Here is a 13,056-nt window from a genome sequence, read left to right on the forward strand (position 1 = left end):
GGAGATGACGGCAGCGGATGTGCCGCCGTCACCTTGTTACCAGATTGTTGCTATTGCAGTTTTATCAACGATGCAGTTGCATCAGCTGATGCCAGCTCATTCGTCGGCGGGTTTCACCGACCAGACGATCAGCAGGCCGCCGATGATGGACACGTTCTTCAGGAAGTGTGTCAGTTGGCCTTGCATGGCGGCAGCGTCGACAGCCCAGAAACGGTGTGCGGCCAATGTCGCGCCGACGGTGAAGATGGCGATCAGCAAGGCGGCAGGACGGGCAAAGCGGCTGCCTGTCAGCAACAGCAGGCCGGCGCCGACTTCAACCAGGATCGTGACGATCACGGCGACGGTCGGCACGGGGATGCCAAGGCTGCCCATGTAACCGACCGTGCCGGAAAAGTCGATGATCTTGAAGATGCCGGAAATGACAAACAGCGATGCCAGCAGGACGCGGCCGACGGTGAAAGCGGATTTGGAAATGATCATGATGAAACTCCCTCGAATGAATAAATGAATGTTGTGAATGTTGGATTTGTGATCTGTAGCTGAAGCACTGGTGTTTCAGAAAGCATGATCAGAATAATGCGAATAATCACAACAAGAAATTGATTATTTTTCTATAATCAATATCTAATTATTAGATAATGTTGCCGATATGAACATAGAACGCTTTTCCCTCGACCAGCTGCGGGTATTCGTCCAGGTGGCAGACAGCGGCAGCTTCCTCGCTGCCGCCCGTGTCCTGGCCCGTGCCCAATCGGCGGTCAGCTACGCCATCGGCACACTGGAAAGCCAACTCAACGTCGCCCTGTTCGACCGCAGCGGCTATCGTCCGCAACTGACCGACGCCGGCGAAGCGCTGCTGCGCGATGCGCGCCAGGTGCTGGACCAGGTCGATTCGCTCCAGGTGCGCGCCAGTGCGTTTTCGCAGGGACAGGAACTGGAGGTCGCGCTGGCGGTGGACGTGTTCTTCCCCACCGATTGCCTGGTCGACCTGCTGCGCCGCTTCCGAGACGCCTTCCCTGCGGTGACGGTGCGGCTGGAGGTAGAAGCGCTGGGCGCGGTGGCCGAACGCGTGATCGATGGTCGCGCCATGCTCGGCATCCTCGGCACGCTGCCGACCACGCCGCCCAATCTGCTGCGCGTGACCTTGCCCAGCGTGATGGTGGTCGGCGTGGTGTCGCCGCAGCATCCTCTGGCGGCGGTCAAGGGCAGGATTCCGGACAAGCTGCTGGCGCAGCAGACCCAGCTGGTATTGAGCGACCGCAGCGAACTGACTGCGCGCCAGGATTTCTCGGTGCATTCGCGCCTGTCCTGGCGCATGAGCGACCTCGGCACCAAGCACGCGCTGCTGCGCGCGGCGATGGGCTGGGGCTACATGCCGGAGCATGTGGTCAAGGATGACCTGAAGTCGGGCAAGCTGGTGCGCATCCTGACCTCGCAGCATTCGCCCGAAGGCATGGCCTTGCCGATCCAGTGCGTGTACCGGCCCGACTATCGCGCGGGGCCGGCGTTGTCGTGGTGGCTGGATTCGCTGGCGGGGTTGAAGACGCTGGATGGGATCAGCGTTACGTGATCACAGTCCTGTTGACCTTCGCGCTGCAGAACTTACTGTTCCACATCACCATCGCCTACGACATCCTGCGCCACAAGGGCGTGAAGATCGGCAAGATGGATTACCTTGGGTTTTAAATCGACGGATTTCTATTATTCTTGATTTTCGTTCAATAGAATTCTTTTCCCAGGGACTGCTTATTCATATTTGAAGCGAACCCCTCTAGCATGGCGAGCACACCTTTAACCAAGGACGCTCGCCATGAAAGATGTCTCCCATTCACGCCTCCTGCCGACGCAGCTCGCCAAATCCATCACCGGCGAACAGCACTACCACGTCACAGTTCCAGGTACAGCAAACGCCGCTCTGTTATCTGTGGTGTCCTTCCAGGCTGTCGAAGCCTTGGGTGAACCGTATCGCATCGTCGTGCAGCTCACGCATCCGCAGGAATTGGATCGTGCGCAGTATCTCGGCAAGGAGGCCAGTTTCAACATCACGCCGTCGGTCATCGATGCATTTTCCGGCCACGTCAACGATGCGCAAGAGGGACGCACCTTTGTCGGCTGCATCACCCATTTCAACAAGCGCAAGCAGAACCGCGACTTCCACAGCTACGAAATCGTCATCGAACCGCTGGTTGCTCGCCTGCGCCTGACCCATGCCAGCCGCGTGTTCCAGAAGAAGACCGCACCGCAGATCATCGAAGCCATCCTGCGCCGCCACGACTTCAACGGCAATCAGTTTCAGTTCAAGACCCGTCGCACCTATCCCGAGCATGCCTTCCGTCTGCAATACCAGATGAGCGATTGGGACTACATCTATCTGCTGATGCAGCAGGAGGGTCTGTACAGCTACTTCACCCCGGGCAAGTTCGGCGACATCATCGTCTTCGGCGACGACATCGACCACTACATTTACAAGCCTGAACTCAAGGTGCCGTATCGTGAGAACGCCGGACTGGAGTCTGCTCAGGAAACTGTCTCCAGTCTGCAAACGCAATCACAAACTGTGCCTGCCTCCTACCTTGTCGCCGACTATCATCCAGCCGACGCCTGGGAGCGTTTCAAGCAAGAAGCCAACATTGCCCGCGCCGACAAGACCACCTACGGTCAACCCTACGTCTACGGTAGTCACCACCTGGATCAGGCAAGTGCCAAATGGGAAGCGCAACTGCGTCATGAAGCGGCCATTGCCCGCCAGATCGTCTACACCGGCGAGAGCAACATCCTCGAACTGCGTACGGCGCGCATCCTGCGCATGGATCATGCCTTGCCCGATGCGCCCAACGGACAGATGATCGTCAGCGTCACCCACAGCGGCGCGCGCGACGCCGCCTACAAGAACAGCTATACCGCCATTCCCAGCGACCGGCGCTTCCGGCTACCACTCGACGAAGCCAACTGGCCGAAGATCGCAGGCACACTATCGGCCCGCGTCACCTCGCCCGGCAAGTACCCGCATGCCTACATCACCAAGCACGGTCATTACACGGTACGGTTCGACCTCGATTTCGACGAATGGAATCCGGGCGGCGAGAGCGTACCGCTGCGACTGGCGAAACCGTTTGCCGGCGCCAATGAAACCGGTTTCCACTTCCCGATCATCGACGGCACCGAAGCCGCGATCACCTTCATGGATGGCAATCCCAACAAACCGTATATCGCCCACCTGCATCACAACAGCCGTGAGCCGGACCACATCACCACACAGGACCGTTGGTTGAGCCGCAATGTCATTCGCACTCAGAGCAACAACAAACTCAGGATGGAAGACTGGAAGGGGCAGGAACACGTCAAGCTGGCCACCGAGCATGGCAAGAGTCAGTTGAATCTCGGTCATCTGGTCGACAGCAAGAAACAACGGCGTGGCGAAGGACTGGAACTACGCACCGACAATCATGCGGCCATTCGTGGCGGTAAAGGTGTGTTCATCAGCGCCGATGCGCAGCCCGGAGCGCAGGGCCGGCAGCTGGATATGCAAGCAGCTATCGCCAATCTGGAAGCCTCTCTGGCGCAGACTTATGCTTTGAGCCAAGCCACCAAATCTGCACAAGCCATTGCCGCCGACTATGCCGAACAAAAGGCAATGCTCGACGACACCTTAAAACAACTCAAGCACGCTGGGATCGTCATGAGTGCACCTGCTGGAATCGCCTTGGCATCCGGCATGGACGTGCAGGTTTCCGCGCGCGAGCATCTGATCGCCACGGCAGGCGGCAATGCTGATATCAGCATCATGAAGCGATTTACAGTCGCTGCGGGTGAAGCCATTTCTCTGATTGCGCACAAGCTGGGCATGAAACTGTTTGCCGCCAAGGGCAAAGTCGAGATTCAGGCGCAGAGCGACGACATGGCGCTGACGGCAGACAAGAACGTCATGATGACTAGCGCTAATGGCCGCCTCGACATTAGTGCCAAGGAAGAAATCATCCTCAAGGCAGGCGGTTCGTACATCAGGATCACCCCCTTGGGTATCGAAGAAGGCACGCTGGGTGACAGAACCTGGAAAGCCGGGAGTCATCGCCGACAAGGACCAGCATCGCTGGCGCAAGAGATGAACGACTGGAAGCAGGCCAAGTTCGATGAGCAGTTCGGCGTTGGCTGGGGCTTCACTCAGCAAGTTCCCCCATCGCAAAAAATCAACATGGTGCTGGGCGATCAGGGTGTTGTCGCCGGCGCAACGGATACAGATGGTCAAACGACGATACAAAAAAGTATTTCGGCTGACCCACTGCATTTGCGCATTGCTCCCCATAAATAACTCGACAGAAAACGGAAACGATCATGACTACCATCAAACGTATCATTCCACCGCGCATTCTCAAGAGTGGCGTCGTCGAATATCACTCCGTGACCTCGCCGCCGGACGATAGTATCGCCATGTGTTCCAAGGTGCCGGACCGGATCATTCCGGTGATCTTTGTGCCGGGGGTGATGGGATCGAATTTGCAGTCGATAGAAACCAACGCGACAAAATCAAAAGCGGTATGGGTCGTGAATAGCACAAAAGGTGTTGCATGGCGTTGGGGATTCCGAGGAACAGAGAAACGAAAAAACTTGCTTGATCCTGCCAAAACGGAAGTCTACCGTGGAGGCGACTTGCCATCAGGCGCCGCCCCGCGCAGCGTCTTCCACACCCACCCGACGCCGACGCAGGAAGAAATCGACAAAGAACTGGTCCGGCGCGGCTGGGGCGAAGTATCCCATCTGAGCTACGGCCCTTGGCTCAAGTGGCTGGAAGAGAGCCTGAACGATGCCGACTACACCAAGACCGGACTGGAATACGCCAGCAGCGGCCTGCGTCCGCGTCTGATGAAAGAACTGGTCGCCCATGCGCCCGGCATTGATCCGCTGACCTTCGATGAAGTGGGCCTATCCTATCGCTACCAATTCCCGGTGCATGCGGTCGGCTACAACTGGCTGCAATCGAATGCCGACTCGGCCAAACGCCTGCAAGCCCAGATCGACGAATTCATCCGGCATTACGATAAAACCTATACCTGCAAAAACGTCATCCTCGTTACTCACTCCATGGGTGGGCTGGTGGCGCGGCATTACAGCGAGGTGCTCAACCAGCGCGATAAGGTGCTTGGCGTGGTGCATGGCGTTATGCCGACCACGGGCGCGGCCACGGCCTATAAGCGAGTGAAATCCGGTGTGGAAGGTAGCGCGGGCATTGTCGTGGGTGACGACGCAGCGGAGGTCACAGCGGTGTTTGCGCAAGCGCCGGGGCCGCTGCAACTCTTGCCCAGCAGCGAGTACGGCAACGGCTGGCTCAAGATCAGGGATGGCGAGCAACGGATCAGTCTGCCGCAGGGCAACGATCCTTATCGCGAAATTTATACCGTGCGCGGCAAGTGGTGGGGGCTCATTGATGACAAGCTGATTAATCCGTTGGATGAACGAAAGACGAAGGCGACGCTGAATAGAGACTGGGAGAGTTTCAAAAAACTAATCGACAAAAAAGTAAAGCCGTTTCACCAAGATATTGCCAATCGATTTCATCCCGTCACCTACGCCTTCTACGGCGACGACAAAGCGCACAGCGCCTGGGGTGATGTCGTCTGGGAGCGCAAGCTCTCCCATGCTGCCCGCATGCTGGGTACGGCTGCACCGATTGACGACGTCAAGAGCGGTCGTGTGCTGCAAGACCACGGACAAGGTGAGCAACTGCTGCTGCAACAAAGCGGCGGCATCGCCATGCCGACCGGATTCAAACTGACAGAAGCCAATGAGAACGGTGACGGCACCGTGCCGGTTCGTTCTGGCCGCGTGCCGCAAGACAAAGTGCGCGTCTGCGTTGGTTATCCCGGGGTCGATCACGAAGGCGCATATAAGCACCAGGCACAACGTCTCTTCACCTTGTGGTCCATCGTTAAGATTGCCCAGCACGTCAAACCGCCCTTGCGCTACGAGATCGATGGAGGATGCCCACAATGAATTCACACCTATTTTTAAAATCCATTATTGCCCTTGGCCTGACGCTGACCATTAGCGCTTGCGAGCCGAAACCCTTGACCGAACAGGAACAACGCACCGTGACCGAACTGACCGCAAACATGAAGACCCAGTGTGTGGGCCGCTACCTGATCGACTTACCGGCTGAGGTGGATATCTATGGTCATGCCAAATTGAACGATGTCGATATCAAGATAGAACCGATGTCACAGCAAGCGTTCTTGGATGGCATGTATAAAAGGGACACTGAACTGAAAGCGATGAAACACATACATGGCTATCAGTTTTTATTCGGCGACAACGAGTATCGCCCGATGGACTCCAGTACCGAACAGATGCGGAAAGAAGGGATTTGGCACTTTATCCATTTGGATGATGAATATTCCGGAGATATGGGAAGAACTCTTGAAGCCTATAAATGGGACAAGGGTTATCGCATCAAGTTGGAGACAGATACATGGGATTACACAAGATCAAAGGATACAGACGAGGCGAGTGTCAAAGAAATGGGCAACCGGGTTCCTTCCAGACTCGGTTATATGATGGGACTGTTACACGACTTTCGTGGCTTGGCTGCAGGCGAAATTCCGAAAGAGCCTGGCGTGTGTCTCACTGGCGGCTTCATCCAGATGGAGGCTTCGGCTGAGGAGGAGGTGTCGATGTCATTTTATTTGCGTGACAAACGTGACGTCAGTTTTGATCTGGAGACCAATTCCAATATTCGAGAAAAAACCACCTTGCTACAACGTGGCCGTCAAATCGAAGAAACGTATGCAGAACGAAATGGACACACCGTGCGAAAAGGAAAGGTCGATCTTCCTACATTGACATCTCCTGAAGAATGGCTTGCGTCCGGAATAACGGACTCAAAAGTACCGGGACATCATTTCACACTAGAAGCGAACTCCACCGTCAGCGGTGCACAGACGCCTCTATTGATGCTGGACATGGACAACGGCGCTTTCCCTCAAAATGTACCAAGAGATGAAATCATCAAAGCCTCCCTCACCGAAGGCGAAGCCATCGCCCTGTGGGACGCCGTCTCGCGCACCCTCCGGGTACGTCCGGGCGCGATGGACGCCATACCAATCGCGAAAGTGGATACCCGCCTGCCTTTGGGTACGTTGACCCGCAGTGGTCAACTGTGTCGTCAGCCCGGTCACTGCCGTGCGTATTGGAACGGCAAGACCTACCATGCAACGCTTTACCCTAACAGTCCCGCGCCCATGCTCAAGGTGATGGAGCCGGTTCCTTATCGCTGGCTGCCGAGCTTTGTCAACAAAATGCTGCTTAGAAATGAACGGTTGCCTATGGTGCTGGTGGAGCATAAGGTTGACTGGGAACTGACAAGCTATTTCTTGTGAGAGGTATCCATCGTTCTCTGCGGAGACAATTCTATAAGCTACCTCCTCTGCGATCCGTCAATGCGCCGAAAACCGGCTGCGGTATTGCGCCGGACTCACGCCAAGCTGACGCTGAAACACGCGCCGCAGGTTCTGCTCTTCGCCGTGGCCGGTTTCGGTGGCGATGCTCTTGAGCGGCAGATCGGTTTCTTCCAGCGCGCGACAAGCTGCCTCCAGGCGCATCGCTTCGACCGTCTTGGCCGGCGTGCGGCCTTGCTCGGCGACATAGGTGCGGGCAAAGGTGCGCGGGCTCATGTTGACGCGGCTGGCGAGGTTTTCCACGCGCAGGTCATGCTTGAGATTGGCAGCGATCCAGGCGTGCAGTTCGGCGAAGCGAGCGTTTTCGGACGATTGCGACACCAGCGGCACGCTGAACTGCGACTGCCCGCCCGGCCGCTTGATGAACATCACCAGTTGCCGCGCCGTCGCGATCGCCACCTTGTGGCCGTAATCCTGTTCCACCAGCGCCAAGGTCATGTCGATCCCGGCCGTCACGCCGGCCGAGGTCCAGATGTCGCCCTGGCGGATGAAGATCGGCTCCGGATCAACTTCAATCCTGGGGAATTGCTGCTGCAGCCGCAGCGCCCAGTCCCAATGCGTGGTCACGCGCTTGCCGTCCAGCAGCCCAGCCTCCGCCAGCAGGAAGGCGCCGGAGCAGACCGAACACACCCGCCGCGCGCGCCCCGCATGCTGCCTGATCCACTCCACCAGCGCCGGATCGGCCTCGAAGCGTTCGCCGACGCTGCCGCCCGGGGCGATGATGGTGTCGATCTCCAGCTGGTCGAGCGCACCCAGCGCTTCCGTCTCCACGCTCAGTCCGGCGCCGGTCATCAGGGCGCCGCCGCGCGACGACAGCACACGCACTTCATACAGCGGACGCGGGTCGCTCACGCCCGCCGATGCCGCCACCCGGCTCGCGCTCACAAAGGTTTGCAAAGGCCCGCTGAGGTCGATCAGGTTCATGCCCGGATAGGCCAGCAAGGCGATGCGCAAGGGATTGCGGGGCTTCATGGATGGTCTCGTCCTCTTATTGGTTCAGCTTGCCGATGCAGTATTTGCGACGCCACTCCTGGCGGCGGCTGCATTCGCCAGCATCCACCACACGCTGACGACCGCGCAGATCAGCAGCAAGGGCAGGATTGCCAGGTTGAGCGCCGACCAGCCGTAATGTTCCAGCAAGGGCCCGGCGGCCAGCGTCGCCAGCGCGGTAGCAGCATAGCGCAAAAATTCCGACAACCCCTGCGCGCGCGCCCGCTCGCAGGGCCGGTACGACTGCGCCAGCAAGGTGGTGCCGCCGACGAACATGAAATTCCAGCCCACGCCCAGACACAGCAAGGCGACGTAGAACGCCGGCAAGCTGGTCGACGCCATCGCGATCAGCGCGCACGCAAGGTTGAGCGCCCCCCCTGCCAGCACCACCGGTCCGAGCCCGATACGCTTGATCAGAGCGCCGGCGAAGAAGGACGGCGCATACATGCCGACCAGGTGCCACTGGATGATATTGGCGCCGTCGTCGATGCCGTGATGGCAGGCCACCGCCGCCAGCGGCGCCGCAGTCATGATGAACATCATCACCATCGAGCCGACCACGTTGTTGGCCAGCGCAGCGACGAACACCGGCTGGCGTGCAATCTCGGCGGTCGAGCGCACCGGCAACTCCGGTTCCGCAACAACTTGCACGGCAGCGGCCGCTTCGGTATCGCGGTAGAACACCAGCAGGACGACCATCGACAACAGGCTCAGCAACGCCACCATCAGGTAGGCGCCGGAAAACAAGGCGGTCGGGAACAGGTCCTTGCTCCAGGATGCCAGCGCCGGCCCCAGTACGGCGGCAATCACGCCTCCCGTCAACACGGTCGAGATGGCGCGGCTCTTGAATTCGGCGCTCACTGCGTCGGCTGCAGCCAGCCGGTAATACTGGGCGAAGGCCTGGAACACGCCAACCGCGGCGGTGCCGATGCAGAAGCTCCAGAAATGCCCGTGGAACACCGACCACACCGAAATCGCGCCGCCGATCGCGCCGGCCAGCGCACCCAGCGCAAAGCTCAGACGCCGTCCCAGCCGCTGGATCAGGAATGCTGCGAACCACGTCACCACCGCCCCGGCCACGGTGATGAGCGCAAACGGCAGTGTCGCCAGCGACTTGTCCGGCGCCAACTGGTAGCCGGTCAGCGCGGTCAGCGTCAAGTCGATCGAAATGGCGCAGGTGAACAGCCCCTGGCATATAGCCAGGATGCGGGCGTTGCGATACCCTGAGTCATGAGAACCGGGTAAGGAAGCCCTGCTAATATCCTTTTGTTGATGCAATGTTGGCAAGCTCACGGACTTCTTTCAGAACAATGGCGATGGTCAAATTGTCGAATCCGTGCGCGATGGGGTCAATGACACAAAACATTCAATTCCTGCCACCGCGAATCATTGAGGGAGATGACTTATGCTGATGAACGCCAACGAATCCGCCCTGCTGATCATCGATGTGCAGGAAAAACTGATGCCGGCCATTCACGACGGCACCAACGTACTGGCGCAGAACGTCCGTCTCGCCACCATCGCCAGCTTGCTCGGACTGCCCGTGATCGCGACCGAACAGACGCCCGAAAAGCTCGGTCCCAATCATCCCGACGTCAAACGCCTGTGTGACCGCACGCTCGCCAAGACGCATTTCGACGCCTGCGTCGACGGCCTGCCGGCAACCTTCCTGCCGGCCTGCAAGGAAGTCGTCATCAGCGGCTGCGAAGCCCACGTCTGCATGCTGCAGACCGCCATGACGCTGCTGCAAAACGGCTATCGCGTGTGGGTCGTGACCGACGCCACCGGTTCGCGCAAGACCTCCGACCGCGATGCTGCCTTTACGCGGCTGGCGCAGGCCGGCGCCCATCTGGTGACGCTGGAAATGGTGGCGTTCGAATGGATGCGCGACAGCCGGCATCCGCTATTTCGGGAAGTGCTGAAGCTAATCAAGTAAACTCCGTGCATTACACTTACATCGGCAACGACGCGCATCGTCGTCGCCGCACAGAAAAAAGGAATCCGCTTCGCCTATGTCCCTGCCCGCCAACGCTGCCGATGCTTCCGCTCCTGCTCCCGCACCAGTCCTGCAGGTGCTCAAAGCCGGTTGCGCCTCCTGCAGCCTGCATCAGTTGTGCCTGCCCATGGGACTGGACCAAGCCGACATGCAGCGCCTGGACCAGATCATCGGCCGCCGCCGCCGCATCAAGCGCGACCAGAGCCTGTATCGCATGGACGATGCATTCGACATGCTGTACGCGATCCGGCTAGGCCACTTCAAGACCTATCAGGTCAACAGCAACGGCTCGCAGCAGATCACCGGTTTCCAGATGGCCGGCGAACTGCTGGGCATGGACGCCATCGGCACCGGTCGCCACCAGTGCGAAGCGGTCGCGCTGGAAGACAGCGAGGTTTGCGAAATCCCGTTCAGCCGGCTGGAAGAATTATTCCAGGACATGCCGATGCTGCTGCGCCAGTTCCATCGCATCATGAGCAAGGAAATCTCGCGCGAGCAAGGCGTCATGCTCACGCTCAACAGCATGAGCGCGCAACAGAAGCTGGCGGCCTTCCTGGTTAACCTGTCCACGCGTTACGCCACGCGTGGCTATTCGGCGAGCCGGTTCCAGCTGCGCATGACGCGCGAGGAAATCGGCAACTACCTCGGCCTGGCGGTCGAGAGCGTCAGCCGCCTGCTGTCCAACCTGAAGAAAAACGGCGTGATCGACGTCAATCATCGCGATCTGGACCTGCTCAACCTCCCGGCGCTGCGTTCTATCGCGCTGGGCACGGATCCCTGCGCCTGAAGCACTGAGCGAATCAACCACTGTAATCCGTATGACGCAACAAACTCGACCTGTTTCCTTCTTGCGCGCACGACTCGCGCGTGACCATCATCTCGGTCTGCCGCTCACGACCGGCATCCTGGCCGTACTGAGCGCCTGCGCGCTGTTCGCCCTGGTCGCCGCACATGCGCTGTCGCCGGGCGCGCTGGTGGATCTCGATCAACACATCGCCGACTGGCTGCATGCGCGCGCCACTGCCGGACTCACGCAAGCGGTGCTGGCGTACACCCATCTGCACGGCACCATCGGCGTGCTGGCGATGAGCGCGGTGCTGGCATTTTTCCTGTTGCGGCAACAGCCGCGAGCGAGCGCCTGGCTGCTGACGCTGACGGTCACGGTGCCGGGCGGGATGCTGTTCAACTACTGGCTGAAATTCCAGTTCCAACGTATGCGCCCGCGCTTCGACAATCCCATCCTGACGCTCGACAGCTACAGTTTCCCGAGCGGCCATACTATCGGCGCGACCTTGTTCTACAGCGTGCTGGCCGCATGGCTGGCGAGCCTGCCCGGAAATCGCGCACGGCGGCCGGAAATTATTGCCATTGCGATAACATTGACGATACTGGCAGCACTGAGCCGGCTCTACCTCGGCGCCCATTTCTTCAGCGACGTGCTGGCCGCTATGCTGGAAGGACTGGCCTGGTTCGCCTTGTGGGCGACGATTATTTTTACCGTACAGCGGCACCAATTGGCGAGAAAGTCTTCAAACTGATTTTGACGATAACTTTCTGCCAATGACAATAAGACCAGCAACAGAATCCGCCCCAACAGCTGAATTGCCGCGCAGTTCCTCTTCCCCCTCCATCAAGGTCGCTGTCATCATCAATGCCCACGCCGGCGGCGGGCATGCCCAGGAGCTGGCGCAACGCGTCACTGACGGCTTCCATCAGCATCAGGTCGAGGCAAACGTCACGCTGGCGGCAGACGGTGCGGCCCTCATCGATGCCGCGCGCGCCGCGCTGGAAGACGGCGCCGACATCATCGTCGCCGGCGGCGGCGACGGCAGCGTCAACGCCGTGGCGTCGGTAGTCAGCGCCAGCAAGGCCGCGTTCGGCGTGCTGCCACTGGGCACACTGAACCATTTCGCCAAGGATCTCAACATCCCGCTCGCGCTCGACGACGCCATCCGCAACATCGTCGAGGGACGTCGTCTCGCCATCGACACCGGCGAAGTCAACGGCGTGCTGTTCATCAACAATTCCAGCCTGGGTTTGTATCCGGATATCGTGCGTGACCGTGAAAAGCAGCAAAACCGTCTCGGCCGCGGCAAATGGCTGGCGTTCTGCTGGGCTGCGATGGGCGCGCTGCGGCGCTATCCCTTCCTCGACGTGCGCATGGATATCAAGGACGACCAAGACAATGCCGAAAGCCACCGACGCCGCACGCCCTTCGTCTTCATCGGCAACAATGAATACCTGATGGACGGCCTCAACATCGGCAAGCGCAACAGCCTGTCCGATGGCAAGCTGAGCCTCTACGTCTGCCATCGCACCGGCCGGCTCGGACTGGTCCGGCTGGGGCTGCACGCGCTGTTCGGCCGTCTCCTGCAAGCGCGCGACTTCGACATGCTGAGCGCCGCCGAGATTGAAATTGACACCCGCCACCGCCACGGCCAGCATCGCATCAAGCGCCTGCGCGTCGCCACCGACGGTGAAGTCACCATCATGCAAACTCCGCTGGTCTATCGTATCCGGCCGGCGTCGCTGACGGTGATCGTGCCGATCATCGCTGATGTTGATGCCGATGCATCTGCAGACATGAAAGACTCCCGTACATTCACAGAACAGGAGGCATGA

At 59.2% G+C, this 13,056-nt stretch carries 11 protein-coding genes and 1 pseudogene; 9 read left to right on the forward strand and 3 right to left on the reverse strand.

All coding sequences use genetic code 11. The annotated features are described in order from the left end of the window. Positions 1–96: 96 nt before the first annotated feature. Complete coding sequence (locus ACIROY_RS03715) at positions 97–480, reverse strand: DoxX family protein (RefSeq protein WP_402339753.1); 384 nt, start codon at positions 478–480, stop codon at positions 97–99. A gap of 169 nt (positions 481–649) precedes the next feature. Here ACIROY_RS03715 and ACIROY_RS03720 point away from each other — a divergent pair, with 169 nt between their 5' ends. The 5 genes and pseudogenes from ACIROY_RS03720 (at position 650) to ACIROY_RS03740 (ending at position 7,370) form a co-directional block, all read left to right on the forward strand. Beyond that, positions 650–1,570, forward strand: a complete 921-nt coding sequence (locus tag ACIROY_RS03720; protein ID WP_402271031.1) for a LysR family transcriptional regulator — start codon at positions 650–652, stop codon at positions 1,568–1,570. 8 nt (positions 1,571–1,578) lie between these two features. Beyond that, a pseudogene (locus ACIROY_RS03725) lies at positions 1,579–1,686 on the forward strand (DUF1993 family protein); the annotation flags it as partial. Between the two features lie 124 nt (positions 1,687–1,810). Next, a complete protein-coding gene (locus ACIROY_RS03730) occupies positions 1,811–4,309 on the forward strand; it encodes a type VI secretion system Vgr family protein (RefSeq protein WP_402339756.1) in 2,499 nt (832 codons plus the stop codon). A gap of 23 nt (positions 4,310–4,332) precedes the next feature. Continuing rightward, a complete protein-coding gene (locus ACIROY_RS03735) occupies positions 4,333–5,988 on the forward strand; it encodes a hypothetical protein (RefSeq protein WP_402339759.1) in 1,656 nt (551 codons plus the stop codon). Then, on the forward strand, positions 5,985–7,370 hold the full coding sequence (locus ACIROY_RS03740) for a T6SS immunity protein Tli4 family protein (protein WP_402271022.1): 1,386 nt from the start codon (positions 5,985–5,987) through the stop codon (positions 7,368–7,370). Before ACIROY_RS03735 ends, ACIROY_RS03740 begins: the two co-directional genes overlap by 4 nt. Positions 7,371–7,427: 57 nt before the next feature. On the opposite strand, the gene ACIROY_RS03745 is transcribed toward ACIROY_RS03740, so the two are convergent. Further along, on the reverse strand, positions 7,428–8,420 hold the full coding sequence (locus ACIROY_RS03745; RefSeq protein ID WP_402339762.1) for a GlxA family transcriptional regulator: 993 nt from the start codon (positions 8,418–8,420) through the stop codon (positions 7,428–7,430). A gap of 24 nt (positions 8,421–8,444) precedes the next feature. Then, positions 8,445–9,716 carry an MFS transporter gene (locus tag ACIROY_RS03750; RefSeq protein WP_402340149.1) on the reverse strand — a complete coding sequence of 424 codons (1,272 nt, stop codon included), beginning with the start codon at positions 9,714–9,716 and terminating at the stop codon, positions 8,445–8,447. Between the two features lie 127 nt (positions 9,717–9,843). Here ACIROY_RS03750 and ACIROY_RS03755 point away from each other — a divergent pair, with 127 nt between their 5' ends. The 4 genes from ACIROY_RS03755 (at position 9,844) to ACIROY_RS03770 (ending at position 13,056) form a co-directional block, all read left to right on the forward strand. Beyond that, positions 9,844–10,374: an isochorismatase family protein gene (locus tag ACIROY_RS03755; protein ID WP_402339765.1), complete on the forward strand. Its 531-nt coding sequence runs from the start codon at positions 9,844–9,846 to the stop codon at positions 10,372–10,374. Positions 10,375–10,450: 76 nt separating this feature from the next. Next, the gene (fnr, locus tag ACIROY_RS03760; RefSeq protein WP_402339768.1) at positions 10,451–11,221 is read left to right on the forward strand and encodes a fumarate/nitrate reduction transcriptional regulator Fnr; all 771 of its coding nucleotides are present in this window, start codon (positions 10,451–10,453) and stop codon (positions 11,219–11,221) included. 31 nt (positions 11,222–11,252) lie between these two features. After that, on the forward strand, positions 11,253–11,972 hold the full coding sequence (locus ACIROY_RS03765; protein ID WP_402271013.1) for a phosphatase PAP2 family protein: 720 nt from the start codon (positions 11,253–11,255) through the stop codon (positions 11,970–11,972). A gap of 22 nt (positions 11,973–11,994) precedes the next feature. Then, the gene (locus ACIROY_RS03770) at positions 11,995–13,056 is read left to right on the forward strand and encodes a diacylglycerol/lipid kinase family protein (RefSeq protein ID WP_402339771.1); all 1,062 of its coding nucleotides are present in this window, start codon (positions 11,995–11,997) and stop codon (positions 13,054–13,056) included.

Source organism: Herbaspirillum sp. NPDC101396 (genome assembly GCF_044767365.1).
Taxonomy (GTDB): domain Bacteria; phylum Pseudomonadota; class Gammaproteobacteria; order Burkholderiales; family Burkholderiaceae_D; genus Herbaspirillum.

Bases quoted from the DNA above. Each gene is read 5' to 3' on its own strand.
- ACIROY_RS03715 (WP_402339753.1), bottom strand. From the start codon at position 480: ATGATCATTTCCAAATCCGCTTTCACCGTCGGCCGCGTCCTGCTGGCA.
- ACIROY_RS03720 (WP_402271031.1), top strand. From the start codon at position 650: ATGAACATAGAACGCTTTTCCCTCGACCAGCTGCGGGTATTCGTCCAG.
- ACIROY_RS03730 (WP_402339756.1), top strand. From the start codon at position 1,811: ATGAAAGATGTCTCCCATTCACGCCTCCTGCCGACGCAGCTCGCCAAA.
- ACIROY_RS03735 (WP_402339759.1), top strand. From the start codon at position 4,333: ATGACTACCATCAAACGTATCATTCCACCGCGCATTCTCAAGAGTGGC.
- ACIROY_RS03740 (WP_402271022.1), top strand. From the start codon at position 5,985: ATGAATTCACACCTATTTTTAAAATCCATTATTGCCCTTGGCCTGACG.
- ACIROY_RS03745 (WP_402339762.1), bottom strand. From the start codon at position 8,420: ATGAAGCCCCGCAATCCCTTGCGCATCGCCTTGCTGGCCTATCCGGGC.
- ACIROY_RS03755 (WP_402339765.1), top strand. From the start codon at position 9,844: ATGCTGATGAACGCCAACGAATCCGCCCTGCTGATCATCGATGTGCAG.
- fnr (WP_402339768.1), top strand. From the start codon at position 10,451: ATGTCCCTGCCCGCCAACGCTGCCGATGCTTCCGCTCCTGCTCCCGCA.
- ACIROY_RS03765 (WP_402271013.1), top strand. From the start codon at position 11,253: ATGACGCAACAAACTCGACCTGTTTCCTTCTTGCGCGCACGACTCGCG.
- ACIROY_RS03770 (WP_402339771.1), top strand. From the start codon at position 11,995: ATGACAATAAGACCAGCAACAGAATCCGCCCCAACAGCTGAATTGCCG.